The organism is Mycobacterium helveticum (assembly GCF_007714205.1).
Classification (GTDB): domain Bacteria; phylum Actinomycetota; class Actinomycetes; order Mycobacteriales; family Mycobacteriaceae; genus Mycobacterium; species Mycobacterium helveticum.
The window spans coordinates 1-26,759 of sequence record NZ_VMQU01000078.1 but is presented as its reverse complement, the minus strand read 5'-3'; the positions used below and the strand labels follow the sequence as shown (position 1 = coordinate 26,759).

General features: G+C 69.0%; 23 protein-coding genes and 3 pseudogenes. 12 read left to right on the top strand and 14 right to left on the bottom strand.

The genetic code is table 11. The features are described from left to right. Window positions 1-79: hypothetical protein (locus tag FPZ47_RS29610; RefSeq protein ID WP_246859864.1), on the top strand; the 79-nt coding region annotated here is incomplete at its 5' end. 245 nt (window positions 80-324) lie between these two features. Here FPZ47_RS29610 and FPZ47_RS17570 read toward each other — a convergent pair. The 5 genes from FPZ47_RS17570 to FPZ47_RS17550 form a co-directional block, all read right to left on the bottom strand. Then, window positions 325-1,149, bottom strand: coding sequence for an LLM class F420-dependent oxidoreductase (locus tag FPZ47_RS17570; RefSeq protein ID WP_210419930.1), 825 nt, complete (start codon window positions 1,147-1,149; stop codon window positions 325-327). A gap of 24 nt (window positions 1,150-1,173) precedes the next feature. Next, window positions 1,174-2,229 (bottom strand): poly-gamma-glutamate hydrolase family protein, encoded by a 1,056-nt coding sequence (locus FPZ47_RS17565; RefSeq protein WP_144953287.1) that lies wholly within the window; start codon window positions 2,227-2,229, stop codon window positions 1,174-1,176. Continuing rightward, on the bottom strand, window positions 2,230-3,486 hold the full coding sequence (locus FPZ47_RS17560; protein WP_246133466.1) for an Nramp family divalent metal transporter: 1,257 nt from the start codon (window positions 3,484-3,486) through the stop codon (window positions 2,230-2,232). It lies immediately after the preceding gene. A 68-nt stretch (window positions 3,487-3,554) separates the two neighbouring features. Continuing rightward, window positions 3,555-4,631, bottom strand: coding sequence for an NAD(P)H-dependent amine dehydrogenase family protein (locus FPZ47_RS17555; protein WP_144953293.1), 1,077 nt, complete (start codon window positions 4,629-4,631; stop codon window positions 3,555-3,557). A 39-nt stretch (window positions 4,632-4,670) separates the two neighbouring features. After that, a complete protein-coding gene (locus tag FPZ47_RS17550; RefSeq protein ID WP_144953296.1) occupies window positions 4,671-5,462 on the bottom strand; it encodes an SDR family oxidoreductase in 792 nt (263 codons plus the stop codon). Between the two features lie 133 nt (window positions 5,463-5,595). Between FPZ47_RS17550 and FPZ47_RS17545 the strand changes: the two are divergent. After that, window positions 5,596-5,715: pseudogene (locus tag FPZ47_RS17545) on the top strand (phosphate ABC transporter permease PstA); the annotation flags it as partial. A 63-nt stretch (window positions 5,716-5,778) separates the two neighbouring features. Here the strand turns inward: FPZ47_RS17545 and ku are convergent. Both ku and FPZ47_RS17535 read right to left on the bottom strand, forming a co-directional pair. Further along, window positions 5,779-6,681, bottom strand: a complete 903-nt coding sequence (ku, locus tag FPZ47_RS17540) for a non-homologous end joining protein Ku (RefSeq protein WP_144953298.1) — start codon at window positions 6,679-6,681, stop codon at window positions 5,779-5,781. Between the two features lie 50 nt (window positions 6,682-6,731). Beyond that, complete coding sequence (locus FPZ47_RS17535) at window positions 6,732-7,652, bottom strand: carbohydrate kinase family protein (RefSeq protein WP_144953301.1); 921 nt, start codon at window positions 7,650-7,652, stop codon at window positions 6,732-6,734. On the opposite strand from FPZ47_RS17535, the pseudogene ligD (FPZ47_RS29605) reads away from it, so the two are divergent. The 4 genes and pseudogenes from ligD (FPZ47_RS29605) to FPZ47_RS17520 all read left to right on the top strand — a co-directional run. Then, window positions 7,584-9,062, top strand: a pseudogene (gene ligD, locus FPZ47_RS29605) (non-homologous end-joining DNA ligase); the annotation flags it as partial. The gene FPZ47_RS17535 and the pseudogene ligD (FPZ47_RS29605) sit on opposite strands and share 69 nt — an antisense overlap. A gap of 32 nt (window positions 9,063-9,094) precedes the next feature. After that, the gene (gene ligD / locus FPZ47_RS29600) at window positions 9,095-10,054 is read left to right on the top strand and encodes a non-homologous end-joining DNA ligase (protein WP_345889729.1); all 960 of its coding nucleotides are present in this window, start codon (window positions 9,095-9,097) and stop codon (window positions 10,052-10,054) included. Beyond that, entirely contained in the window at window positions 10,051-11,997 is a 1,947-nt protein-coding gene (locus tag FPZ47_RS17525; RefSeq protein ID WP_144953304.1) for a fumarylacetoacetate hydrolase family protein, read from the top strand. The genes ligD (FPZ47_RS29600) and FPZ47_RS17525 overlap by 4 nt, the downstream gene beginning before the upstream one ends. A gap of 175 nt (window positions 11,998-12,172) precedes the next feature. Next, window positions 12,173-12,970 carry an enoyl-CoA hydratase/isomerase family protein gene (locus tag FPZ47_RS17520; protein WP_210419929.1) on the top strand — a complete coding sequence of 266 codons (798 nt, stop codon included), beginning with the start codon at window positions 12,173-12,175 and terminating at the stop codon, window positions 12,968-12,970. Between the two features lie 86 nt (window positions 12,971-13,056). On the opposite strand, the gene FPZ47_RS17515 is transcribed toward FPZ47_RS17520, so the two are convergent. The 4 genes from FPZ47_RS17515 to FPZ47_RS17500 form a co-directional block, all read right to left on the bottom strand. Further along, entirely contained in the window at window positions 13,057-13,923 is an 867-nt protein-coding gene (locus FPZ47_RS17515) for an LLM class flavin-dependent oxidoreductase (protein WP_144953310.1), read from the bottom strand. Between the two features lie 91 nt (window positions 13,924-14,014). Then, entirely contained in the window at window positions 14,015-14,788 is a 774-nt protein-coding gene (locus FPZ47_RS17510) for an STAS domain-containing protein (protein ID WP_246133464.1), read from the bottom strand. A 338-nt stretch (window positions 14,789-15,126) separates the two neighbouring features. Then, window positions 15,127-16,137 (bottom strand): DUF4873 domain-containing protein, encoded by a 1,011-nt coding sequence (locus tag FPZ47_RS17505; protein WP_246133468.1) that lies wholly within the window; start codon window positions 16,135-16,137, stop codon window positions 15,127-15,129. 209 nt (window positions 16,138-16,346) lie between these two features. Then, window positions 16,347-17,252 (bottom strand): AurF N-oxygenase family protein, encoded by a 906-nt coding sequence (locus FPZ47_RS17500; protein WP_144953313.1) that lies wholly within the window; start codon window positions 17,250-17,252, stop codon window positions 16,347-16,349. Window positions 17,253-17,411: 159 nt separating this feature from the next. On the opposite strand from FPZ47_RS17500, the gene cobF reads away from it, so the two are divergent. From cobF to FPZ47_RS17485, 4 genes and pseudogenes are all read left to right on the top strand, one after another. Continuing rightward, window positions 17,412-18,155 (top strand): precorrin-6A synthase (deacetylating), encoded by a 744-nt coding sequence (gene cobF, locus FPZ47_RS17495; RefSeq protein ID WP_144953316.1) that lies wholly within the window; start codon window positions 17,412-17,414, stop codon window positions 18,153-18,155. Between the two features lie 4 nt (window positions 18,156-18,159). Next, window positions 18,160-18,399 (top strand): annotated as a pseudogene (locus FPZ47_RS29595) (DNA-formamidopyrimidine glycosylase family protein); the annotation flags it as partial. A 156-nt stretch (window positions 18,400-18,555) separates the two neighbouring features. Next, window positions 18,556-19,023, top strand: coding sequence for a zinc finger domain-containing protein (locus FPZ47_RS29590; RefSeq protein ID WP_246133469.1), 468 nt, complete (start codon window positions 18,556-18,558; stop codon window positions 19,021-19,023). A gap of 16 nt (window positions 19,024-19,039) precedes the next feature. Then, window positions 19,040-19,789 carry an SDR family oxidoreductase gene (locus FPZ47_RS17485; RefSeq protein WP_144953321.1) on the top strand — a complete coding sequence of 250 codons (750 nt, stop codon included), beginning with the start codon at window positions 19,040-19,042 and terminating at the stop codon, window positions 19,787-19,789. A gap of 81 nt (window positions 19,790-19,870) precedes the next feature. Here FPZ47_RS17485 and FPZ47_RS17480 read toward each other — a convergent pair whose 3' ends face one another. Beyond that, window positions 19,871-21,196, bottom strand: coding sequence for an oxygenase MpaB family protein (locus FPZ47_RS17480; RefSeq protein WP_144953323.1), 1,326 nt, complete (start codon window positions 21,194-21,196; stop codon window positions 19,871-19,873). A 99-nt stretch (window positions 21,197-21,295) separates the two neighbouring features. Between FPZ47_RS17480 and FPZ47_RS17475 the strand changes: the two genes are divergently transcribed. Further along, complete coding sequence (locus tag FPZ47_RS17475; RefSeq protein ID WP_168209486.1) at window positions 21,296-21,871, top strand: TetR/AcrR family transcriptional regulator; 576 nt, start codon at window positions 21,296-21,298, stop codon at window positions 21,869-21,871. Window positions 21,872-21,905: 34 nt separating this feature from the next. Here the strand turns inward: FPZ47_RS17475 and pgi are convergent, their stop codons facing one another. Both pgi and FPZ47_RS17465 read right to left on the bottom strand, forming a co-directional pair. Next, window positions 21,906-23,570 (bottom strand): glucose-6-phosphate isomerase, encoded by a 1,665-nt coding sequence (gene pgi, locus FPZ47_RS17470; protein WP_144953328.1) that lies wholly within the window; start codon window positions 23,568-23,570, stop codon window positions 21,906-21,908. Window positions 23,571-23,665: 95 nt separating this feature from the next. Beyond that, entirely contained in the window at window positions 23,666-23,986 is a 321-nt protein-coding gene (locus tag FPZ47_RS17465) for a chorismate mutase (protein WP_144953331.1), read from the bottom strand. A 315-nt stretch (window positions 23,987-24,301) separates the two neighbouring features. On the opposite strand from FPZ47_RS17465, the gene pcrA reads away from it, so the two are divergent. Beyond that, window positions 24,302-26,644 (top strand): DNA helicase PcrA, encoded by a 2,343-nt coding sequence (gene pcrA / locus FPZ47_RS17460; RefSeq protein WP_144953334.1) that lies wholly within the window; start codon window positions 24,302-24,304, stop codon window positions 26,642-26,644. Window positions 26,645-26,759 lie beyond the last annotated feature (115 nt).

The following is a 26,759-nucleotide window of genomic DNA, read 5'->3' as shown; positions in this document are numbered from 1 at the left end:
GCCCTACCCCGGCCCCAGCGGCGAACGCGCCCAATGGTGGTGGTACCAACCCTTCCAACCCCAACCACCACCCAACTAGACCGGCCAGCAGCCTCGCTGCGACACCGAAATTAGTTGGCGCACTGACGAGTTGGGGCACTGACGAATTGCGTTACGTTAGCCACCGCTGGCCCAATGCCCAGGACCCTCGCCAGGATCCCCACCGACGTGCGCACCAAATCGAGCCGAGTCGGGTCCGACGGTGCACCGCCGGTTCGACGGGACATCGACCGCGCGCCGACAGCAGACCTGGTCGAGTCCTGCCTCCTGCAGGCGGCGGCCGGGTCAGCGCAACTCGGCGATCACCTTCGAGAAGTTGTCGATGTGATTGTCCTGCACGGTGAATGACGTGATCCCGTACTTGTCGCGGTAACCGCGCAACGTGTCGGCCATCTCGCGCGGTGTCCCGCTGAGCACCGACGGCATGGACAGCAGTTCGTCATCGGAGAGCTCCGAGGCGTACATGCGCGTCATCGTCAGGTCGGGCATGCGGGAACCGTCGGTCGGCACGGCGGTGATGGCCAGGTTCAGCTCCAGCGAGTCGAACCGGTCACCGGCGGCGCTGCGCACGAACTCGACACGTTCGGCCAGCGGGTCGTCGACGTCACGGACCCGGGAACCGGTCAGGCCGATGATGGTGGCATGCCGGGCAGCCAGGGTCAGCACCCGGTCGCCGTTGCCGGCGATCAGGATGGGCATCGTCGGGTGGTGCTCCGTGAGGTAGGTCGTCATGTGCTCGAGGTAGTCGACCCGGGCGCCGGCGCTCGGGTACGGCAGTTCGGCCGCCTCGAACTCCTCGCGGACGTAGCCGGTGCCCAGCCCGACCTCGAGGCGGCCGTCGCTGAGCACGTCGAGGGCCTGAAGGTCCCTGCTGAGCAGGGCCGGTTTGTAGAAGGCGGCATTGAGCACATACATGCTCATCCGCATCCGAGTGGTGATCATCGCGGCCGCGGTCAGCGTCGGGAACGGAGCCGCCGCGCCGATATGGTCGGGCACGCACAGCACGTCGAAGCCGAAATCCTCGGCACGCTTAACCTTCTCCTGCAACCTCTCGCGGGATTTGAAGAAGCGGATGCTCATCCCGAAGCGAAAATCCTTGGCCACCAACAACCTCCGTTCGACAGTACGTAACATTCACCAACAGTTGGCGGCGCCCACCAACCCCCGCACCAGGCCGGCGGTGACCGGTGACAGTCCGTTGTCGCCGGCCGTTTGCCTGCCCAGGCCCAGGCCCCGGACGCGCACGGACAACTCCAGCTGAGCCCCGCCGTCGCGGACCCGGTTGACGGGATTGTCCGGATGCAGGCCGCGCAGTGCGCGCGGCATCCTGTCGAGTTCGGTGACGACCTCATACCCGCTCAGCCGGATGTGCCGGGCCAGGTGGTCGGCCAGCGCGCGGTTGCGGCCACCGGCCAGCAGTTGCGTGCTGCGCCCGATGCGGCCGTAGCCGTGCAGCGAGACCGCGACGTCGACATGGTCCAGGAACTCGGCGAGGCGCGCCGATTCGGCGGGGTCGAACAGGGCCGACGGCAGGTGGTGCGGATAGCGGTCGGGGTGGCGCAGCACGTACAGCGACGCCCCGGCGGCCTCGGCGGCGCGTTCGGCGATGACGTCAGTCATCTTCTCGAGGCCGCCGCCGTGAATGGCGAGAAAGCCGAAGCGCGAGCGCAACCGGCTGAGCTCCACCATTCCAGGCTCGCTCAGTAGCTCCGAAAGCGACTGTGGCGCAGGCCCGGTGGCGGGTGCCGGGCGCGGCCAGTGCGCGGGATCCCAGCGGTGCAGAAACGAGATCCAGCGCTGTGGCAGGCCGTGGTGGACGGCCCCTTCGATGATGCGCGGCAGGTAGCCCGGCCGCGGTGGACCGGGGATCACCCGGTGGTCGATGTACACCCAGGCCGGCGACGGGCCTTCGCCGGTGGCCACGGTCAGCCGGTCGCGCCGGTAGCGCGCGGGCACCCCCTCGGCCCCGTCGAGGGTGGCCAGGTCGCTGTCGGAGACCTGCCAGAGCACGCCGTGCACCTGGCTGCCGGACAGGGGCTCGATGGTGGCGACGCCGCGCTGGTTGATCAGCCAGTCGTGGTCGGACAGCACCGCCGGCCGCGGATCGGCCGCATCGGGACAGCGCAGCGCCATCTGCCTGACGCACAGGTTCGATCCGTATGCGAAGTAGGGATGCCGCCGGGCCGGCATCTAGCCGGCCACCGTCAGCCAGATCAGCACCACGTTGAGCAGACTAACCATTACCGCGACCGCCCACCCCACAACGGTGATGAGGGGATGGTTGGTGTCGGCGCCCATCAGCCGGCGGTCGCTGGTGAGCCTGATCAGGGGAAGTACCGCGAACGGTATCCCGAACGACAGCACGACCTGGGAGAGCACCAGGGTGCGCGTGGGGTCGAACCCGAGCGCCAGGAGCGCCAGGGCGGGGCACAGGGTGACCAGGCGGCGCACCACCATGGGCACGGATCGGCGCAGCAGCCCCTGCATGATCATGGCGCCGGCATAGGCGCCGACCGACGACGACGCGAGCCCCGAGGCGAGCAAGCCGGTCGCGAACAGCACCGCGATCGCCGGGCCCAGGGTGTCGTGGATGGCCGCGTAGGCGCCGTCGATGGACACGGTGATGTCGCGGTGTTGCAGGTTGATCGCGGCGACCAGCAGCATCGCCGCATTCACCGTCCCGGCCACCGCCATTGCCAGCACGACGTCGACGCGGGTGACGCGCAGCAGCATGGTCCGCCGCGGGCCCTTGTCGGGATGTCCGTGCCGGTCAAGTACCAGACCGGAGTGCAGATACACCGCATGCGGCATCACCGTCGCCCCCAGGATCGCGGCGGCCAGCAACACGCTTTCGCTCCCCCGGAAGCGGGGCAACAGCCCGCCCATGACGGCGCCGGGCGGGGGTGTCTTGACAAAGAAGCTCGCCGCAAACCCGATCGCGATCACGAGCAGCAAACCGGTGATCATGCGCTCGAAGATGAGCTGGCCGCGGCGGTCCTGGATCGCCAGCAACAGCAGGGACACGACTCCGGTGACGATCCCGCCGATCAACAGCGGCAGGCCGAACAGGATGCGCAGGGCGATGGCACCGCCGATGACTTCCGCGGCGTCGGTCGCTACCGCGACGAGCTCGGCCTGGACCCAGTACACCAGCCGCGCCGGACGGCTCATCCGCCTGCCGATCGTGGCGGGCAGCGACCGGCCCGTCACCAACCCGAGTTTCGCCGACAGGTACTGGACCAGGCCCGCCAGCACGTTGGCCACCACGATGACCCAGAGCAGCAGGTAGCCGAACTGTGCGCCGGCGCTGACGTTGGCGGCGACGTTGCCGGGGTCGACGTAGGCGATGGCGGCGACGAACGCGGGCCCGAGCAGGTACCAGCTCGTCTTGAGCCCGGACTGGGTGCCCTGCGCCAACGTCTCGACCCTCGATTCAGTTTCCCGAATAAAAAAGTGAGGCTAGCCGAATACGCCGACGGGAGGTCACGCCCGGGCCCGGTGTGCGGGTTGTGGCCTCACCCGGGGACGTAGAGCCCGCGGCCCGTGACCAGCGGCAGGTCCAGCGTGGTCCGGATGCCCGCCGGCGCGGCGACCACCGCGGGGATCGCGTTGACGACCCGCATCGCGGTGGCGACCAGTCCGGCGTGGTTGTGGTCGCCGAGTCGGCTGCCCAGGCACACGTCCATGGCGTAGGAGGGTTCGCCGGTGATCTCGATGCGGTAGGAGCCGCCCGGCTGTGCGGGCTGCGGCCAGTCGGGGCACAGGTCCCCGCGCAGCCGGGTCACATGCTCAAGGACGACGACGGGATCGCCGTTGACCATCCCGAACACCTCGAAGCGCAGCGCCGCGGCGGTGCCCTTGGCGATATGACCCGACGCGATGTCGAAGTCCTCGGGCGCCGGTTCGCGGGCGTAGACCTCGGCGACCTCGTCGAGCGTGATGCCCAGGCCCGCCGCCAACTGCCGCACCACCGATCCCCACGCCATGCTCAGCACACCGGACTGCAGCAGCATCGGGATTTCCTCGAGCGGCTTGCCGAAGCCCATCACGTCGAACATGACGGTGTGGCTGTCGTAGGTGGCGTAGTCGACGATCTCCATGCAGCGGATCTGCTGGATGTTCTGGCAGGTGCCCGCCAGGGCCAGCGGCAGCAGGTCGTTGGCGAAGCCCGGGTCGATACCATTGACGAACAGGCTCGAATTTCCTTCCTGCGCAGCACTTTCCAGCGGCGCAATCAGATCCTCGGGGATCACCTGCCACGGATACTGCAAAAAGACCGGACCGCTGCCGACCACGTTGACGCCCGCCGCCAGGATGCGCCGATAGTCTTCGAGGGCCTCGGGCAGGCGGTGGTCGGCCAGCGCGGTGTAGACGGCGCACTGCGGGCCGGTGGCCAGCACCGCGTCCAGATCGGTGCTGGCCAGCACGCCGGTCGACTCCGCCAGGCCGGCTAGCTCCGCCGCGTCCTTGCCGGACTTGGCCTCCGAGGACACCCAGACACCGGTGAGCTCGAAACGCGGATTGGTGATCAGCGCCTTCAACGCGTGTACGCCGACGTTGCCGGTGCCGAGTTGGACGACGGGTATTGGCATGACTGCTCCTCTAGCGCTCGGGGCTCACTGGTCGGGGGTTCACAGGTCGGGCACGGGTATGTCGAGGTTCGGGTAGGTGAGACCGCCGTCGACCTCCAGCGTCTTGCCGGTGAGGAAGCTGCCGGCTGGCGAAGCCAAATAGACTGCGGCGGCAGCGATGTCGGCTGTGTCGCCCAGGCGGCGCATCGGTGTCGCCTTCTCCATCGGCGCACGCAGCTCGTCGTTGGAGGCCACCACGTCCAGCGCGGAGGTCAGGATCGAACCCGGCGCGATGGCGTTGACCCGGATGCGGGGACACAGGTCCAGGGCGGACAGCCGCGTGTAGTGGGACAGGGCTGCCTTGGCGGTGCCGTAGGCCGCGAACCCCCGTCCGGCCAGGCGGCCCATGGTCGAGGTGATGTTGATGATGCTGCCGCCACCGGAGTGCTCGAGCATCAGCGGCGCGGCCGCGACGGTCAGCGCGTGCGCAGTGGCGACGTTGAAGGTGAACGCGTCCTTGAGTTCCTTGGTCGAGGTGGTCAGCAGCGTGTTGGGCATGGTCCCGCCGACGTTGTTGACCGCGATGTCCAGGCGGCCGAACGCCTCGACGGCTTGAGCGGCCAGTTGCGCGGTCGCCTCCGGATGGGCCAGGTCGGCGGCGACGGTGTGCGCGCGGCGACCGGTGGCGCGGACCTGTTCGGCGACGGCGTCTAGTTGGGACTGGGTGCGCGACGCGATGAGGACGTCGGCGCCGGCTTCGGCGAACGCCAGGGCGATGGCTGCACCGATGCCGCGCCCGGCACCGGTGATGACGGCGACTTTGTCGTCGAGGCGGAACCTGTCAAGGATCATTGCGGCCTTTCTTCGTTGCGTCGTGGGTCGAACGCTAGCAAGCCGCGCCGTCCCGGCGAAGGGTCTATTCTGGAACAGGTTCTAGTTTTGCACACGCGCGCGCGCTGACGACGTGGACCATCACGGTGGGCGCGGCACCATCGTGGCGGCGCTGTTCGTCCTCGGCCTCTGGATCGTCACCCTGGGATTCCAGCAAAGCTCCTTCGCCGTGTCGTTGGCGTTGGTGCTGCTGATGTTGCCGGTGGTGGCGCGACGACGAGACCGCGCCGGCGCTGGTGCGCGTATCGTCGCGCACCGGCGTCGCTGAACGGGCGCGTCAGGACTTCGAGGCGGCCCGCGCGCGGGGCTTCTTGGCGGGTGCCTTCTTTGCGGCGGTCTTTTTCGCGGTGGTCTTCTTCGCCGGCGCGTCGCCGTCGCTGTCGCCGCCCGCGGATCGCGCCTTCACGCTGGCTTCCAGCTTGGCGAGCAGATCGGAGACATCTTCGGTCTGGTCGAGTTCCTGGGGTTGTTCCTCGGTGGTGAATGCTTCCCCGCCTTCGAGTTTGGCGTCGATGAGCTCTTGGAGTTGTTCCTGGTAGCTGTCGTGGTAGCGGTCCGGGTCGAACTCCTGGGCCATCGATTCCACGACCTGCCCGGCCATTTTGAGCTCCGCGGGTTTGATCTCGACCTCCTTGTCCAGCACGGGAAAGTCGGGATCGCGGATCTCGTCGGGCCACAGCAGGGTGTGGACGACCATCACGCCGCGCTTGCCGAAGTCCTTGACGCGCAGGGCCGCCAACCGGGTCTTGTTGCGCAGCGTGAAGTGGACGATCGCCATCCGTTCGGCCTGGGCGAGCGTCTTAGCAAGCAGCACATAGGATTTGGTCGACCTCGAATCCGGCTCGAGGAAGTAGCTGCGATCGAACATCATCGGGTCGACCTCGCTGGCCGGCACGAACTCGAGCACTTCGATCTCGCGGCTGCGTTCCTCGGGCAGGGTGGCGATGTCGTCGTCGGTGATCACCACCATCTGCCCGTCGTCGGACTCGTAGGCGCGGGCGAGGTCGCCGTATTCGACCACCTCGCCGCACACCTCGCACACGCGCTTGTACCGGACCCGCCCGTTGTCCTTGGCATGCACCTGATGGAACTTGATGTCGTGGTCTTCGGTGGCGCTGTAGACCTTGACCGGCACGTTGACCAGCCCGAACGCGATCGAGCCCTTCCAGATGGAGCGCATGTAAGTCAGTATGCCCACCCGGTTGGCCCGCTAACAGCGCGCCGGCCGCGCTACGCGCGATCCGCGGCGGCCTCCAGCGCGGCACGGTCGGGCAGGTAGGCGCCGGGCCGGCCGATGGTGAGCGCCGACGACAGGCTCGCCGCGTGCAGCGCGGTCGTGAGCGCGTCGAGCCCGATCCGGCCGAGGTCGGCCCGCCGGTCGGCGCCGAGCAAACCCAGCCCCCACAGCGCGTCCAGGAGGCCGACGGTGAAGGCGTCGCCGGCGCCGACGGTGTCCACCACCCGGACCGGCCGGGCGGCCACCGCGGTCTCGCCGGCCGCACACAGCGCCAGCGCGCCGCGCTCGCCCATCGTCACGGCGACGATCGCGGGCCCGGCGGCCAGCCAGGCGCGCGCCGTCCGCTGCGGCTCCCGGCCGGGCTCGATCCAGCGCAGGTCCTCGTCGCTGACCTTGACGACGTCACTGCGCTCGACGAGGCGCTCGATGCGTTCGTGGGCCAGGGCCCGGTCCTCGATCAGGGACGGCCGCACGTTGGGGTCGAAGCTGACGGTTGCCGACACCCGGTAGGTGTCCAGCAGCGCGGCGACGGCCAGGCAGCCCGGCTCCCGCACCGCGGCGATGGATCCGGTGTGCACCAACAGCGGCGGCGCCACTTCGGGTGTGCCGGACAGCTGCCAGTCCAGGTCGAAGGTGTAGGCGGCGGACCCGTCCGCGCCGATCGCGGCCACCGAGCTCGGCGTCCGGGCCGCGGACACGCTTCCTGGGACCAGTTGTACCCCGGAGGCTTTCAGGTGCGCGGCGATGCGCTGTCCCGAGTCGTCGTCCCCGATATGGGTGAGGAAATCGATCTCGTGACCCAGCCGGGCGAGCCCGACCGCGACGTTGAGGGGGCTGCCGCCGACATGGTCGGTGGTGCCCCGGTACTTGACGACGTCGATCAGCGCCTCGCCGATCACCAACCCGCGACTCATGCCCGCACCCCCTTCGCCCTATTTTCGGGGCCGCCCGCGCGCCGGGTGGCCTGGCGCCGTTCGGGCGAACCACCCTGTCGACGGTACCGGCGGCCACCGCCCGGCAAGTACGTTGACACGATGGGGTCCACGGCGCAGGCGCGGGTGCAGCTGACCAACGCCGACAAGGTGCTGTACCCGGCCACCGGGACCACCAAGGCCGACGTGTTCGACTACTACACGCGCATCGCCGAGGCGATGATCCCGCACACCGCCGGGCGCCCCGCCACCCGCAAGCGCTGGCCCAACGGCGTCGACGAGGACTCGTTCTTCGAGAAGCAGCTGGCCTCCTCGGCGCCGGACTGGCTACCACGCGGCAGCGTCACGCACCGGTCCGGGACGACGACCTACCCGATCGTCGACAGCCTGGACGGGCTGGCCTGGATCGCGCAGCAGGCGGCGCTGGAGGTGCACGTGCCGCAGTGGCGGTTCGTCGCCGAATGGACCCGCAGCACGGCCGAGGAGCTCAGGCCCGGCCCCGCCACGCGGTTGGTGTTCGACCTCGACCCCGGTGCGGGCGTGACGATGGCGCAGCTGGCCGGGGTGGCCCGCGCGGTCCGCGACCTGATCGCCGATATCGGCCTGACCACCTTCCCGCTGACCAGCGGCAGCAAGGGTCTGCACCTTTACGCCCCGCTGGCCGAGCCGGTGAGCAGCCGCGGCGCCGCGGTGCTGGCCAAACGCGTTGCGCAGCACCTGGAAGAGACGATGCCCACGCTCGTCACGGCGACCATGACCAAAAGCCTGCGCGCGGGAAAGGTGTTCGTGGACTGGAGCCAGAACAACGGGGCGAAAACCACGATCGCGCCCTATTCACTGCGCGGCCAACAGCATCCGACGGTTGCCGCGCCGCGCACCTGGGAGGAACTCGAGGACGCCGGGCTGACCCAGCTGCGCTACGACGAAGTGCTGGCCCGTGTCGACCGCGACGGCGACCTGCTGGCCCCGCTCGACGCCGACGCGCCCGTCCCGGACCGGCTGGCCAAATACCGCAGCATGCGCGACGCCGCCAAGACCACCGAGCCCGTTCCGGTAGTCAAACCCGTTACCGGTCAAGGTAATACGTTCGTCATTCAGGAGCACCACGCCCGCCGGCTGCACTACGACTTCCGGCTGGAGCGGAACGGGGTGCTGGTGTCGTGGGCGGTGCCGAAAAATCTGCCCGAGACGACGTCGGCCAATCACCTGGCGGTGCACACCGAGGACCACCCGCTGGAATACGCCACCTTCGAGGGCAACATCCCCAAAGGGGAGTACGGGGCCGGCAGGGTGGTCATCTGGGACTCGGGCACCTACGAGGCCGAAAAGTTCCGCGACTCCGGCGAAAAGGGCGAGGTGATCCTCAACCTGCATGGGAACCGGATCTCCGGACGCTACGCGCTGATTCAGACCAACGGCGACCAGTGGCTGGTGCATCGGATGAAGGACCAGAAAGCCTTCGACTTCAACGAGATCGCCCCGATGCTGGCCACCCACGGTTCGGTGTCGGACATGAAGGCCGGCCAGTGGGCGTTCGAGGGCAAGTGGGACGGCTACCGGGTGCTGCTCGAGTCCGATCACGGCGCCCTGCGGTTGCGCTCCCGTCGCGGCCGCGACGTCACCAAGAATATCCCGAATTCCGTTCACTGGCAGCAGATCTCGCCGATCACCACGTGGTGCTCGACGGCGAGGCCGTCGCGCTGGACTCCTCCGGTGTGCCCAGCTTCAACGCGATGCAGAACCGCGGCCGCTCCACCCGCGTCGAGTATTGGGCGTTCGACCTGCTCTACCTCGACGGCCGTTCCCTGCTGCGCGCACGCTACGCCGACCGGCGCAAGCTGCTGGAAACCCTGGCCGGCGCGGGCCATCTCATCGTTCCCGACCTCGTCCCCGGCAAGGACGGCGCGCAGGCGCTCGCGCACTCCCTTGAACACGGTTGGGAGGGTGTGGTGGCCAAGCGGCGCGACTCCACCTACCAGCCGGGCCGGCGGTCGGCGTCATGGGTCAAGGACAAGCACTGGAACACACAGGAAGTCGTCATCGGCGGCTGGAAGGCGGGAGAGGGTGGACGCGGCAACGGAATCGGCTCGCTGCTGATGGGCATCCCCGGCCCCGACGGGCTGCGCTTCGCCGGGAAGGTCGGCACCGGTTTCACCGAGCGCGATCTGGCGAACCTGAAGCAGACCCTGGCGCCGCTGCACACCGACACGTCGCCGTTTTCCCCGCCGCTGCCTCGCAGCGAGGCCAGGGGCGTGACGTTCGTCGAGCCGGTTCTGGTGGGCGAGGTGCGCTACAGCGAATGGACCCCGGACGACCGGCTGCGCCAATCGAGTTGGCGGGGGCTGCGCCCGGACAAGAAACCGAGTGAGGTGGTGCGGGAATGAAATGGGTGACCTATCACGACGCGCGCGGCGAGCGGACCGGGGTGCTCTCCGGTGACGTCATCCACGTGATGCCCGCGGGCGTGACGCTGCTCGATTTGATCGGGCGCGGCGCCGACGGGCTGCGGCAGGCCGGCGAGGAGGCGCTGCGGTCGCCGGACCCCGTGCGACTCGACGGGGCGAGGCTGCTGGCACCGATTCCCCGCCCGCCGTCGGTCCGCGACTGCCTCTGCTTCCTGGACCACATGCGCAACTGCCAGGCCGCGCTGGGTGCCGGCCCGGCACTCGCCGACACCTGGTACCGCATTCCGGCCTTCTACTTCGCCTGCCCGGCAACAATTCTCGGGCCCTACGAGGACGCGCCCACGGCGCCCGGGAGCGCGTGGCAGGATTTCGAGCTGGAGATCGCCGCGGTAATCGGCACCGGCGGCAAGGATTTGACCGTCGAAGAGGCCGAGGCAGCCATCATCGGCTACACGATCTTCAACGACTGGTCCGCACGGGACCTGCAGCAGCTGGAGGGCCAGCTGGCGATCGGGCAGGGCAAGGGCAAGGACAGCGGGATCACGCTGGGCCCCTACCTGGTGACACCCGACGAGCTCGAGCCGTTCCGCCACCCCTCCTCTCCCGGCCGGCTCGACCTGCAGGCGGCCGCCCTGGTCAACGACACCATGATCGGTTCGGGATCGACCGCGCAGATGGACTGGACGTTCGCCGAGGTCGTGTCCTACGTGTCGCGCGGTGTCACGCTGAGCCCCGGCGACGTCATCGGCTCGGGCACGGTGCCCACCTGCACGCTGGTCGAGCACCTCAATCCTGCTGCGCTGGAGGAGTTTCCGGGCTGGCTGCACGACGGCGACGTCGTCACCCTGCGGGTCGAGGGGCTCGGGGAAACCCGGCAAACCGTCCGCGCCGCCGCGGCGCCGCATCCCCTGCCCGCCCGGCCCAACCCCGACGTCGCACCCGCACCACGTCGCGTCAACCCCGGACCGGCAAAGGTGCCCTACACCCGCGGGCTGCACGAGGTCGCCGAGAGGGTCTGGGCGTGGACGCTGCCCGACGGCGGCTACGGGTGGAGCAACGCCGGCCTGGTCGCCGGCGACGGCGCCTCGCTGTTGGTGGACACGCTGTTCGACCTTCCGTTGACCCGCGAAATGCTCTCCGCCCTGCGGCCCTGCACCGACGGCGCGCCCATCACCGATGCGGTGATCACCCACTCCAACGGCGACCATACCCACGGTAACCAGCTGCTCGACCCGTCGGTGCGGATCATCGCCGCCGCGGGCACCGCCGAGGAGATCGCGCACGGGATGGCTCCGGAGATGCTGGCCATGGCCCAGACCGCCAACCTCGGCCCGATCGCGACCCCTTACGCGCGAGACCGGTTCGGGCACTTCGATTTCAGCGGCATCACGGTGCGCAACGCCGACCTGACTTTCGACCGTGAGTTGAGCATCGACGTCGGGGGCCGGCGGGTGGACCTGCTCAACCTCGGTCCGGCCCACACCGCGGCGGACTCGGTGGTGCACGTGCCCGACGCCGGGGTGCTGTTCGGCGGCGACCTGTTGTTCATCGGTTGCACGCCGATCGTGTGGGCGGGCCCGATCGCCAACTGGGTCGCGGCGTGCGACGCGATGATCGCGCTGGACGCGCCGGTCGTCGTGCCCGGCCACGGCCCGGTCACCGATCCCGACGGCATCCGCGCCGTGCGCGGCTATCTCACCCACGTCGCCGACGAGGCCGAGGCCGCCTACCGCAGGGGACTGTCGTGGGCCGAGGCCGCCGACGCCATCGATCTCGGCGAGTACGCGACCTGGCTGGACGCCGAGCGGGTTGTCGTCAACGTCTACCAGCGCTACCGCGAACTCGACCCCGAGACCCCCCAGCTGGCGGTCATGGCCCTGCTGGTGATGCAGGCCGAGTGGCTGGCCCGGCGGTCGCCATGAGTGCGAAAGTGCAATCAGCAAACCGATTCCCACGAACAAGTGTCGGCAGTTGCACCTTCGCGGCTCGGGCCCGCGCGGCCCTGACCAAGCCGATCGGGTCCGCCGGGATCGGCCGAATCCACCGTAGGCGCTCTCGAAGAGCGCCCACGTCGCCTACGGTTTGCGTATGCCAGCTGTGGAACTGCAGACCCTCGAAGACAACATCGCGTGCCTCACCCTCAACCGGCCCGAGCGCCTCAACGCCATCGACGGTGCGCTGATCGACGGCGTGGACGACGCCCTGACCGTGCTCGGGGGCGGCGAATTCCGGGCGGCGATCCTGACCGGTGCGGGACGCGGGTTCTGCGCCGGGGCCGACCTGAGCGGCACCGGCGAGCCGTGGACGAAGCCCGGGCCGACCACCCCGCCGTTCAAGGTCAACTACGACGCGCAGGTCCGCCTGGCCGACCTGTTCGTCCGGCTCTACGAGCTGCCCATCCCGGTGATCGCGGCGGTCAACGGCGTGGCGGTCGGCGGGGGGCTGGCGTTCGCACTGGTTTCCGACGTGCGGGTCGCCTCCGAGCACGCCCGGTTCGGGTCGGCGTTCATCAAGGCCGGCTTCTCGTCGATGGACATGGGCACCAGCTATCTGCTGCCCAAGATCGTCGGCGCCGGGGTGGCCCGGGAGCTCATGCTGACCGGCCGCATCATCGACGCCGCCGAGGCGTACCGGATCACGCTGGTGCACGAGGTGGTGGCCCCCGGCGACCTGATGCCGGCCGCGCTCGAAGTGGCGCGCTCGATCGCCGAGAACAACGCCTACGGCGTCTGGCAGACCAAGATCGGCCTCAACGCTGCGCTGGACGCGCCCAGTCTGCGGCATGCCATCGAGCTGGAGAACCGCACGCAGATCCTGAGCGGATTCACCAACAACCCGGCCGAGGCCGCCATGGCGCACCGCGAGAAGCGGGCGCCGCGCTGGGACCCCCTGTGACGCTGGGACCCCTTGTGACGCTGGGACCCCTTGTGACGCTGGGCCTTTGACGGCGGCCGCCCGCCGCGCCCGGCTTCGCCGACCGGCTAGATTTTCGCGATCACGTTCTCGGCGAACATCTCCAGGTTGCGGATCTTGGTGTCCAGCGGCTCGGTGTCGCTGCCCCTGACATAGGGGATGCGGAAGCCCACGATCACGTCGGTGACGCCCTTGTCCTCGAGCCGCTTGATGCCGTCCGCGGTGTAGGCGTCGGCCGAGATGACGTGAATCTCGAACGGGCCGGTTTTGCCCGCTTCCGCACGGAACCGCCGCAGCTTGGCGATGAGGCCGTCGAGTTCCTCGGGGTCGCCGCCGCCGTGCATCCAGCCGTCCAGCCGGGCCGCGCGCCGCAGCGCGGCATCGGCGTGGCCCCCGATCAGGATCGGGATCGGCTGGGTGGGCGCCGGGGTCATCTTGGTCTTGGGGATGTCGTAGAACTCGCCGTGGAACTCGAAATACTCGCCGCTGGTGAGGCCTTGGATGATCTCGATGCACTCGTCCATCCGCTTGCCGCGGCGGGCGAACGGGACGCCCATCAGCTCGTAGTCCTCGGGCCACGGGCTGGTGCCCACCCCGAATCCGACGCGGTTGCCGGTCATCGCGGCCAGCGAACCGATCTGTTTGGCGACCAGGGCGGGCGGGCGGATCGGCAGTTTGAGGACGAAGAAGTTGAACCGCAGCGTCGACGTCACCGCGCCCAATGCCGATGTCAGAACGAACGTCTCGATGAACTCCTTGCCGTCCAGGAACTCCCGGTTCCCGTCCGGCGTGTACGGATACTTCGAGTCGGACTCAAACGGATAGGCGATGCTGTCGGCTATCGTCATCGCGTTGTAGCCGGCCGCCTCGGCGGCCTGGGCCAGGGGGATGTAGTACCGGAAGTCGGTCATCGCCTCCGCGTAGGTGAACCGCACGTCATCTACCTTCCTGCAACGGGTCGTCACACGACCTTAGAACGTGTTCTAGTTTGACCCCGCCCCGGGTCGCGGCACAACCGGCCGGGGCCTACAGCTGGTTCTCGGGCCCGATGACCGCCCAGACGGTCTTGCCGGACGCGGTGGCGGCGCTGCCCCACGCGCGGGACAACGCCTCGACGATCGCCAGGCCGGAGACGTCGATGCCCTCCTCGGGCGGCGGCAGGCGCACCGCCGGAGTGTTGCTGCCGTCGGAGACCGCGATGGTCGCCGTGGCGCCGTCGCTCTCGACGCGCATAGCCGGGACGTTTCCGGTGTGCTCCAGCACGTTTTCCACGAACACGTTCACCACCACGAGCGCGACCGGGATGAGCGTGGTCTGCGACCACTCGGTCAGCCACTCGCGGACCAGCCGGCGCGACTCCCGAAGGCTGGTCAGGTCGGCCGGCAGCTGGGCGTCGGCACGCCGGACGCTGCGACGGGTGCGGCGCCCGAGTGCCCTGATCGCGCCCTTCTCGCTCGAATACACCGGCATCAGGCGGGCCACGCCGCTGCGGGCGAGGGCATCCCGGTTGGCGCGCTGCGCGCAGACCACCACGAGCGGGACGTCGGCCCCGGGAGGAAGCTGCCAGCGCGCTCCGATGAATGCCGTCCACGCCGATTCCGCGCGCACGCGCAGCGTGCTCACGTCGACAACGACGGCGGACGGCTGGTCGAGGGTGGTCGCCACGATGGCGTCGCGCAGCGCCGCGGAGTTGGCGGTGTCGAGCACGCCGTCGACGGTCAGCACCGCCACCGATTGGTTCATCCGCGCGGCGACGGTCAGCGAACCCGGCGACCGGGCCAGCGCACTCACCGTAGCCACCCCTTTCGCGTCAGAGCTTCATCGTGGCCGACGGTGAGCCGCGACCCGGCGACTCGAGGGCACGCGTGTCCCGATTGTGATGGAAACGTGGGCATTCTGGTGGTGTCGGCTGCCATGCATCTCCCCGCATCCCCGGTCGGCGCACCGCTCGAGCAACCAGGGCGGCCGTGCGGATTCGCAGGCGCCAGACACCACGCCGCCAGACACCACGCCGCCAGACACGACCAAGGTGTGCAGGGACGCGCTCACCCCCGGACCGAGTGCGGGCCACCCCTCCCCTGAAAACAGGCGGGTACCCGGCGGCTATGCGTTGCTAAACGCGGATCACCCGGCCGGGTTCAGCTTCCGCCGAGCGGGTAAGGCGGGACGCCGACCCCGGCGATCGAGTGCGTGCCCCACGGGGTCTGCTCGGTGATGCGTGCCGGCGCGCTGCGTTCGCCGACGGTGAGGGTGGCCGTCCGCGCCTGCCCGAGGGCGTGGTCCGGCAGGGGCGTGGACGGGGACCCGAAAATCGTTCCCTGCCAGTGGTATCGACCGTCGATGGGATCCAGGTGGCCGGCAAGCCGGACGCGTACCGGGTGCGGGGTGCCCGCGAGCGTCAACGTCGCCGCGCCGTCATAGCTCTCCCGGTCCTCGCGCGGGCACCCGGTCGACAGCTCGAACGCCCGGGACACCGGGTGGGGCCGGGTGGCCCGGACGTAGACGCGCTCGTTGAACACCTGCTGGCTGCTGCGCCGCACCTCGATGCGGGTCGCTCCGCCGTCGCCCAGGAGTCGCACGCACTCGGCGACGTAGCGCGCCTGCGCGCCGGTATCGGGCCCGCCGAGGAGGAAGTAGTTGGGGAAGCCGTGGGTGGCGACCCCGCAGTAGGGTTCCGTGCCGTCGGCCCAGCCGTGCCGCAGCGTCAAGCCGCCGGCGCCGACGAGTGACTCGCCGGCGTCCGGGCGGGCGAGGGTGAACCCGGTGCCGTAGACGATGGCGTCGGCGGGGTGGTCGACGCCGTCGCGGGTGCGGATGCCCGAGGCGGTGACGGCCTCGATCGCCGCTGCCACCAGCGCGGGCCCGGATTCGCCGTGGTTTGCGCCCGGCCGCAGCCGTCGCCGCAGCCAGCGTTTGGCGCGGGTCGAGGGCAGTGGCAGCTCAGGGACGATGCGGCGCGGCGCGTGGGCGAAGACGGTGACCGATGCCGATCGCACCTGCAGCCCGATGTGGTGGCCGGCGACGGAGTCGGCGCCGACGAATGCGATGCGTTTGCCGGCCGGATCGAAATCGGGGTGCCACCCGGCGGCGGGAAACGACACCCCGCGGAACAGGTGTCGGCCCGCCAGCTCCGGCACCCACGGGGCCAGCAGGGCTTCGCGAGCGGCGATCACGACGCGGGCCCGCACCACCTCACCGGTGGCCGCGTGCAGCGACCACGTAGCGCTCGCCTCGTCGAAGACCGACCTGACCACGCGGCCGGCGTCCAGCTCGAGGACGTCGGTGACTCCGGCGGCCGCCAGCGCCGCGACGGCGGCACCCGCGCCGACGACGGCGACGCGGCGGTCGGGCTCGCGCGTCACAGAAACCTGGTGCGCTTCCATCCGCGCCGCGCCAGCGGACCGAGCAGGCCCACCTCGCTCAGGAACGCCGCCAGCGGGGCGAAGCCCGACACCTGCACCTCGTGCCTGTGCCGGCTGCTGCGCGCGATCGCCCGTGCCCGCTTGGCGTCCAGGCCCGTCCGGGCGTAGGGGATCGGGTTGGTGAACAGGTAGCGGAAGAAGTACCCGCCCAGCCCGTTGATGTTGGCCATGAACCATTTGTTGAACCGTGGCATCGTCTGCGCCCGCTTGCGGGCGCCGTCGCGGGCGAACTGGATGTGGCGGGCCTCTTCGGTGACGTGAATGCGCATGAGCCGCTGGATGATCGGCTGCAGTTCCGGGTCGTCCATCATCTGCCGCTGCAGCGAGTCGAAGATCTCCTCGCCGATCAGGGCCGCCACCCACAGCGTCGAGCCGTACTGGAAGGCCAGCGGCAAGGCGTTGATGATCATCCGCTGCAACAGCCGCGGGCGCACGGGCTTGGCTCCGATGCGTTCGATCGCCTTGCCGAACATCACCATGTGCCGCGTCTCGTCGCCGAGCTCGGTCAGCTTGTAGTGCGTCGAGGAGCTGGTGGGGTCCTCGTGCAGGATCGTGCGCAGCAGCGACTGGTTGAGCATGTTCTCGAACCAGATGCCCGCCGACAACGTGTTGACCAGCTCCTGGCGGGACAGCTCGATCTGTTGCCCGCGAGTCATCTCGTCCCACATCGGCGTCCCGTACAGGGACACGAAACGCGGTGGCAGGTAGAACTTGTCGGGGTCCAGCGGCGCGTCCCAGTCGATGTCCACGACGGGTTCGTAGGATTTCTTGACCGAGCCCTTGAGTAACCGCTGCGAGAACTCCTCCCGGGTCGGCGTGCCTGGTCTCACCGCACTGGTCATCGCTGCTGTCCCTTCATCGGGCTCTTCAGACGGTACCCATGGTACTGGGTACTTACGGTCCCGACTAGGCCTTCGAGGTTTCGATTCGGCACTCTGATCCAAGCAACGAGTAGGGGATCCAAGCAACGAGGAGGGGATCCAAGCAACGAGGAGGGTCTGTTGACTCGGCACATTCACGTGATCGGCATCGGGGCCGGCGACCCCGGCTACGTCACCGTCCAGGCGATCGAGGCGCTCAACGACACCCAGGTGTTCTTCGCGATGGACAAGGGCGAACAGAAGAGCGACCTGGTGGCCCTGCGCCGGGAGATCTGCACCCGGTTCATCCGCGAGCCGGGCTACCGCTTCGTCGAGCTGGCCGACCCGAAGCGCGCCGCCGACGGCGAGTACCGGGAGGCAGTGTCGGACTGGCATGCGGCCCGCACGCGGATCTGGTCGGCGGCCATTGCCGAGGAGCTGGGTCCCGACGGCGTCGGGGCCTTTTTGGCGTGGGGAGACCCGTCGCTGTACGACAGCACCCTGCGGATCCTGGACGCGGTCGCTGCCGACGTCGAGTTCAGCTTCGACGTCATCCCGGGCATCACCGCCGTGCAGGCGCTGACGGCCCGGCACCGCATCCCGCTCAACGAGGTCGGCGAACCGGTCCTGCTCACCACCGGCAGGCAGCTGCGCGAGCGCGGCATGTCGGGCTCGGCGGTGGTGATGCTCGACGCCGACTGCTCGTTCCAGACGTGTCCCGCGCACACCCGGATCTGGTGGGGCGCCTATCTCGGGACGGGCGACGAGCTGCTGGTCGCCGGGACCGTCGGCGAGGTCGGTGCGCGCATCGCGGCCCTGCGCACGCAGGCCCGCGCGCGGCACGGCTGGATCATGGACACCTATTTGCTCCGGGCGGCAGACTGAAGAAATGCCCGAACTGCCCGAGGTCGAAGCGCTGGTCGACCATCTGCGGCGCAATGCCGTCGGTCTGACGGTCGGCCGCGTCGACGTCTCCGCGTTCTCGGTGCTGAAGACGTTCGACCCGCCGATCGGCGCGCTGCACGGCCAGACGGTCCTCGGCGCCGACCGGTGGGGCAAGTATCTGGGGCTGCACGCCGGGGACCTGTGGCTGGTCGCCCACCTGTCGCGGGCGGGGTGGTTGCGCTGGTCCGACAAGCCGGCCGCCGCGCCCCTGCGGCCGGGCAGGGGCCCGATCGCGCTGCGGGTCCATCTGGGCACACCCGGGGCGGCGCCGGGCTTCGACCTCACCGAGGCCGGCACCCAGAAGCGGCTGGCCGTGTGGCTGGTCGAGGACCCGAAGACGGTGCCCGGCATCGCCACCCTCGGCCCGGACGCGCTGGAACTGGGTCCCGGGGACCTGGCGGGGGCGCTGGCCGGCAACACCGGCCGGATCAAGACGGTCATCACCGACCAGAAGGTTATCGCCGGCATCGGCAACGCCTACAGCGACGAAATCCTGCACGTCGCCAAGATTTCGCCGTTCGCGACGGCCGGCAAGTTGTCGGCCGGGCAGTTGGCCACCCTGCACGACGCGATGGTGTCGGTTTTGACGGACGCGGTGGGTCGCTCCGTCGGACAGGGCGCCGCGATGCTGAAGGGGGAGAAGCGCTCCGGGTTGCGGGTGCATGCCCGCACCGGGCTGCCGTGTCCGGTATGCGGGGACACTGTGCGTGAGGTCTCGTTCGCGGACAAGTCTTTTCAGTACTGTCCGACCTGCCAGACCGGTGGCAAGGTGCTGGCCGACCGCCGCATGTCGCGGCTGCTGAAGTAGTCGCTATGCTGCCCAGGTGACTCGTCAGAAGATCCTGATCACGGGAGCCAGTTCCGGCCTGGGCGCCGGCATGGCGCGTTCCTTCGCGGCCAAGGGCCGCGACCTGGCGTTGTGCGCTCGCCGCACCGAGCGGCTCGACGAGCTCAAAGCGGAACTGTCACAACAGTATCCGGGAATAACGGTTGCGGTCGCGGCGCTCGACGTCAACGACCACGAGCAGGTGCCGAAGGTCTTCGGCGAACTTTCCGACGAGCTGGGCTGCCTGGACCGCGTCATCGTCAACGCCGGCATCGGCAAGGGCGCCCGGCTGGGTTCCGGCAAGGTGTGGGCCAACAAGGCGACCCTCGAGACCAATCTGGTTGCCGCCCTGGTGCAGATCGAAACGGCACTGGAGATGTTCGCCAAGAGCGGCTCGGGCCATCTGGTGCTGATCTCCTCGGTCCTGGGCGCCAGGGGCGTGCCGGGGGTCAAGGCCTCCTACGCCGCAAGCAAAGCCGGAATGCGCTCCCTGGGTGAATCCCTGCGCGCCGAATACCGCCGCGGGCCCATCAAGGTCTCGGTGATCGAGCCCGGCTACATCGAGTCGGAGATGACGGCCAGGTCCAACAGCACACTGTTCATGGTGGACAACGCAACCGGCGTCAAGGCGCTGGTCGACGCGATCGAGCGCGAACCCGGTCGGGCGGCGGTGCCGTGGTGGCCGTGGGCGCCGCTGGTCCAACTGATGCGGATCCTGCCGCCCCCGCTGACGAAGTTCTTCGCCTAGCCTCTTGACCGCGAGCAGACGCAAAGGCACCCCTGGACCCGGCGTGTCGAGGTGCTTTTACGTCTGCTCGCCGGTGGTTTGCTAGCGGGCGACCGGCGTGTAATGCGATGCATCGGTGGTGAATTCGGGCTTCCTGTAGGTCGCGAGCCGCAGCTTGAGCAGCCCGATGACGTACGCGTCGGTGATGTCCCGGAGCACGGGGATGCGGCTGGCGTGGCTCACGGCGGTGAAGCGTCCGAGGATGAACGGCGTGGTGAGCGCGATGCGCAGCAGGTCCGCCGCCTCGAGTGAGACGCCCATTGCCGCGGCGATCTCGCGATCGCCATTGCAGAAGGTGCGGACGAAGGTGAGCTTGCTGAAGCTCTTCTCGACCGCATCGGCGCAGCGGTCGAACAGGGTGGTGTCGGGGCGCAGATAGGCCGCCATCGTGCCGCGGACGAGTTCTTGGCAGATGGTGTCGAACCCGTGGCGCAGCAGTGCCGAGCGCGCGTGCATGACGTGGACGATGTCCGCGGGTTCTGAGGGCAGCAGTTCCTCGGGCAGGCCGAGCAGAAAGCAGCGGTACCTGGCGAATTCGACGACGGCGCGTTCGGCGGCGGTGAACTCGGTCCGGCCCTGCCGGCCCGCCTTGTGGGCCAACAGATACTGGCCGATCATTCCGGCGGGCATCTGGTCGACCTGCGGCACCGGCATGCCGTAGACGGCCTTGTCCCATTTGTCCGATTTCTTCAGGGCGTTGTAGCGGACCATCGAGTGCATCAACCGGACCATGGCGGCCGCCTCGAATCCGGGGCCGTGCCGGTCCAGCGCACCGGGGAGCGTGGTGACGGCGAAGAAACTGGCCGTCTCGTTGACCCGCCGCGCGGCCCGCTTGCCCGAGAGCGCCCCGGTCAGGGCCATCGGCAGCGCGGCATAGGTGTTGGTGAAGGTCGCGACGAAGGCACCCCGCGTGATGAAGGGCGCCAGCAGGGCGGCGGGGATGCGTTCCTGGCGGGCGCCCTCACGGACCAGGTCGAAGTCGATCCACTCCGGGGTGGCCTCCATGGCGGCGATGAACGCCGCGAGTTCGGGGGGCGCGCCGGGCACGGCCTCGATGCCCTCGCGGCAGGCCGTCTTGAGCATGTCGATCAGTTGCGTGACGCTGTGCGTGGCCATCAGCGCGGCATAGGGATCGGCCACGACGTCGCCGAGCAGGGTGGCCGTGCTCATCAACTCGACGACGCGGTCGTCGGCGAGGATCCGCGACCGCTCGGCGATCCAGGCGGGCAGGGCCGACTCGGCGTCGGGCTCGGTGGCCAGGCGTTCCGGCTGCCGGTCGAAGTCGAAGTCCCCGTACAGGTCGGGCTGCAGATCGCGCTGGCTTCGGACCCGCTGGGCGAGTTCAGGGTAGTACGCGACCCTCGGCATGGCGGGTGACCTCCGGCTGACTAACAAGTTGTGAGTAATACTCACAACTTGTTAGTTATGCTGTCAAGGGTGACCACCGTGGACGTCCCGAAGCGCCGGATGACCGCCGCTGGACGGCGCGAACAGATTCTCGACGTCACGCACGCGATCGTCGACGCCGAAGGGTTCCACGCGGCGACACCGAATCGCATCGCCGAAGAGGCCGGCGTCAACCGGTCGTTGATCTATCAGAAGTTCGGGGATCTGGCGGGGCTGTTCGTCGAACTGATCGAGCGAGAGGCGGCACGGGCCGGCGACCAATTCGCCGAGGCGATCTCCGGGCTCGACGATGCCGCGGAAAACCAGTCGCTCGTGCTCGCGTTCGACGGCGTGCTGGCCGCCGTCGACGCCCACCCGGCAACGTGGCGGCTGTTCTTGTTCCCGCCGCAGGGCGCTCCACCGCAGCTCTATGACCGCCTGGCCCGATCGGAGGCCGTGGTGATCGAGTTCTTCGTGCGCGAACTGCTGCGCATGGAACCCCGGCTGCGCGAGCCCGAATACACCGCCCGGATCCTGCACGCCGCCGGGCGCGAACTGCTGCAGCTGCACCTCGAAGATCCACAGACCGCGACCGCCGAACGCCTGCGCGCCTTCGTGCGGCGACTCGGCTCCGGCCTCATCGACCGAAGCCGTTGAAGACTCGGTCGGCACTGCGCGCTCGCGCGAAACCTCAGCCGGCGCGCCCTCTTTCGGCGCGGTACCGACGAACGAGCGCATCGGTCGAACTGTCCGACTGCGGATCGGGGGCCGCGTCGGCGGTGAGCACCGGCAGCAACGCCTTGGCCTGCGTCTTACCCAGTTCCACACCCCACTGGTCGAACGAGTCGATGCCCCAGACGACGCCCTCGGTGAACACCTGGTGCTCGTAGAGCGCGATCAACTGGCCCAGCACCGACGGCGTGAGCCGGTCGGCCAGGATCGAGGTGGACGGCCGGTTGCCGGGCATCACCTTGTGCGGCACGACATCCTCGGGCGTTCCCTCGGCGGCGATTTCCTCGGCCGTCTTACCGAACGCCAGCACCTGGGTCTGAGCGAAGAAATTGCTCATCAACAGGTCGTGCATGCTGCCGTCGCCTTCGGCGGTGGGCAGGTCGTCGAGGGGCTGACTGAACCCGATGAAATCGGCCGGCACCAACCGGGTGCCCTGATGCAGCAACTGGTAGAACGCGTGCTGGCCGTTGGTTCCCGGTTCGCCCCAGAAGATTTCGCCGGTGTCGGTGGTGACGGGCGTGCCGTCGGCGCGTGTCGACTTGCCGTTGGACTCCATGGTCAACTGCTGCAAATAGGCCGCGAAACGGGACAGGTCATTGGAATAGGGCAGCACGGCGCGTGATTGGGCGCCCATGAAGTCGGAATACCACAGGCCGATCAGGCCGAGCAGCGCGGGCGCGTTGGACTCCAGCGGCGCCGTCCGGAAATGCTCGTCCACGATGTGGAATCCGGACAGGAAATCGGCGAATGCCGCACGCCCGATGGCGGCCATCACCGACAGCCCGATCGCCGAGTCGACCGAGTAACGCCCGCCGACCCAATCCCAGAACCCGAACATGTTGGCGGTGTCGATGCCGAACTCGTCGACCAGTCGTTTGTTGGTGGATACGGCCACGAAATGCTTGGACACCGCGGCGTCGCCGAGGGCGTCGGTGAGCCAGCGGCGCGCGGCCGTCGCGTTGGTCAGCGTCTCCAGGGTGGAGAACGTCTTCGAGGCGACGATGAAAAGCGTTGTGGCCGGATCTAAGTCGGCCAGGGTCGCGGTCAGGTCGGCGGGGTCCACGTTGGAGACGAAACGCGCCGAGATGCTGGCATCGACGTAGTGGCGCAGCGCCTGGCACACCATCACCGGTCCCAGATCCGATCCGCCGATGCCGATGTTGACGACGGTGCTGATGCGTTTCCCGGTGGCGCCGGTCCATTCGCCGCTGCGCAGGCGGTCGGTGAAGTCCCCCATGGCGTCGAGCACGGCGTGCACGTCGGCAACGACGTCCTGGCCGTCCACCACCAGTTCGGCGTCGCGGGGGAGCCGCAGGGCGGTGTGCAGCACCGCGCGGTCCTCGGAGGTGTTGATGTGCTGGCCGGCGAACATCTGGTCGCGGCGCTCCTCGAGGTGGGCGGCGCGGGCCAAATCGACGAGCAGCCGCAGCGTCTCGCGGGTGACACGATGTTTGCTGTAATCGATGTAGAGGTCGCCGACCGTGACGGTGAGTTCGCGCCCACGGTCGGGGTCGTCGTCGAAGAGCCGGCGCAGGTGGGCATCGCCGATGTGTTCGTGATGCCTGCGCAGGGCGTCCCACGCCTCGGTGGCGGTGATGTCGGGGATGGATTGCAGGGATGTCATGGTTCGACCCTAGTGCCGTCCGACGCGCCGGAGCCACCGCTGGTTCCGGCCTCTAATGTGCCGGAGCGCCGCGGAAATTCGCGGCGAACCAGCGGTTACGAATGGCCGAGCCGGCCTCGGCCCAGGCGTAACAGCAACATCGCCAGGTCCTTACCTTCCGGGCCCAGTTCGCTGTAGCGTTCGATGACCTTCATCTCGCGGCTGTGCACCAGCCGGGTGCCCCCGGATGCCATGCGGGCCCTGCCGATCGCCTGGGACACTTCGGCGCGGCGCTTCACCGCGGCGAGGATCTCGGCGTCCAGGCGGTCGATCTCCGCGCGCAACTGCTCGATGTCGGCCACTGGTCGGCCGACGGCCATCTCGGTGTTCATCTCTGCTTTCTCCGCGTTCTCGTGAGGTGGGGGTTCTGGTCTCATCCGGTATCGGGCCTCACAAAAGAGAAGAGCCCCGAATCGCCGAAGCGGACCACGGGGCTCTGCGAAGGCAGCTACACCACGGGCACCGCTGGCCGGTACCCATAGCAAAATCGGCTTACCCACTCCTGGTCGGAGGTCCACCGAGGACGCTGCGCGCTGATCACCAATCGAGTGTGCCACCCGGGGCCGCGCCCGGCAAAATCCTCTCCACACCCGCGGCGACACGGTGCGGCCCGCCGCGTTCGTCGCCGTTCACCGTCGGGGCGCGCGGCCTGGCCCCGCCGTGTCGGTGCGCGGCGGTAAGTTCGGACCGTCATGACTGTGCACGCAACCGATGCCAAGCCCGCCCCCGAAGCCGACCACCTGCTCGACGGCCTCAACCCGCAACAGCGCCAGGCGGTGGTGCACGAGGGTTCGCCGCTGCTGATCGTCGCGGGCGCCGGCTCGGGTAAGACGGCGGTGTTGACCCGGCGTATCGCCTACCTGATCGGCGCGCGCGGCGCCGGCGTCGGTCAGATCCTGGCGATCACCTTCACCAACAAGGCCGCCGCCGAGATGCGCGAACGGGTGGTGGGACTGGTCGGCAACCGTGCCCGGGCCATGTGGGTGTCCACCTTCCACTCCACCTGCGTACGCATCCTGCGCAACCAGGCGTCGTTGATCCCCGGGCTCAACTCCAACTTCTCGATCTACGACGCCGACGACTCGCGCCGCCTGCTGCAGATGATCGGCCGCGACATGGGGCTCGACATCAAGCGCTATTCGCCGCGTTTGCTGGCCAACGCCATCTCCAACCTGAAGAACGAGCTGATCGAGCCCGCGCAGGCCCTGGACAATCTCGCGAAACTGTCGGACTCCTCCGACGATCTGGCGCACACCGTCGCCGCGGTGTACGCCGAATACCAGCGGCGGCTGCGGGCGGCCAACGCGCTGGACTTCGACGACCTGATCGGCGAAACCGTGGGGGTGCTGCAGGCCTTCCCCGACATCGCCCAGCACTACCGGCGGCGGTTCCGCCACGTGCTGGTCGACGAATACCAGGACACCAACCACGCCCAGTACGTGCTGGTGCGGGAACTGGTCGGCCGCGACGGCGGGGCGTCATCCGATGAACTGCCGCCGGCTCAGCTGTGCGTGGTCGGTGATGCCGATCAGTCGATCTATGCGTTCCGCGGTGCCACCATCCGCAACATCGAGGACTTCGAACGCGACTACCCGGACGCCACAACGATTCTGCTGGAACAGAATTACCGCTCCACGCAGAACATTCTGTCGGCGGCCAACTCGGTGATCGCGCGCAACTCCGGTCGGCGCGAGAAGCGGCTGTGGACCGACGCCGGCGCCGGGGAACTGATCGTCGGCTACGTCGCCGACAACGAGCACGACGAGGCCAGGTTCGTGGCCGAGGAGATCGACGCCCTGGTCGATCGCGGCGACATCACCTACAACGACGTGGCCGTGTTCTACCGCACCAACAACTCGTCGCGGTCGCTGGAAGAGGTGTTCATCCGCGCCGGGATTCCCTACAAAGTTGTTGGGGGAGTGCGGTTTTACGAGCGCAAGGAAATCCGCGACATCGTCGCCTACCTGCGGGTGCTGGACAATCCCGGTGACGCGGTCAGCATGCGGCGCATCCTGAACACGCCGCGGCGGGGGATCGGTGACCGGGCCGAGGCCTGCGTGGCGGTGTACGCCGAGAACACCGGCGCGAGCTTCGCCGACGCGCTCGTCGCTGCCGCCGAGGGCAGGGTGCCGATGCTCAACAGCCGCGCCGAGAAGGCGATCGCCGGTTTCGTCGAGATGCTCGACGAGCTGCGCGGCCGCCTCGATGACGACCTCGGCGACCTGGTGGAGTCGGTGCTCGAGCGCAGCGGGTACCGCCGGGAGCTGGAGTCCTCGACCGATCCGCAGGAGCTGGCCCGGCTCGATAACCTCAACGAACTCGTCAGCGTCGCCCACGAATTCAGCACCGACCAGGCGAACGCGGCCGCGCTCGACGAGTCGGCGCGCTCCCGGGACGACGAAGACGTGCCGGACACCGGTGTGCTGGCGTCGTTCCTGGAGCGGGTGTCCCTGGTGGCCGACACCGACGAGATCCCCGAGCACGGCGCCGGTGTGGTCACCCTGATGACGTTGCACACCGCGAAGGGTCTGGAGTTCCCCGTCGTGTTCGTCACCGGCTGGGAGGACGGCATGTTCCCGCACATGCGGGCCCTCGACGACCCGAGCGAACTCTCCGAGGAACGGCGGCTGGCCTACGTCGGCATCACGCGGGCCCGGCAGCGGCTGTACGTGAGCCGGGCCGTCGTCCGCTCGTCGTGGGGACAGCCGATGCTCAACCCCGAATCGCGCTTCCTGCGCGAGATCCCGCAGGAGCTCATCGACTGGCGGCGCAGCGCCCCCGCGCCGTCATTCAGCGCGCCGGTCAGCGGCGCCGGCCGGTTCGGTGCGCCGCGGGCGGCACCGACCCGCGCGGGGGCGGGCAAACGTCCGCTGCTGGTGCTGCAGCCCGGTGACCGGGTGACCCACGACAAGTACGGGCTGGGCCGCGTCGAGGAGGTCTCCGGCGCCGGTGAATCGGCGATGTCGCTGATCGACTTCGGCAGCTCCGGCCGGGTGAAGCTGATGCACAACCACGCCCCGATCAGCAAGCTGTAGGGCTGGCGAGCAGACGCAAAAGCCCCCCCCCCCCGCCGGCGGGGGGGGGGGGGGGTGGGGTGGGGGGGCGGCGCCGCCGGGGGGGGGGGGGGCGGGCGGGGGGGGGGGGGGGGGG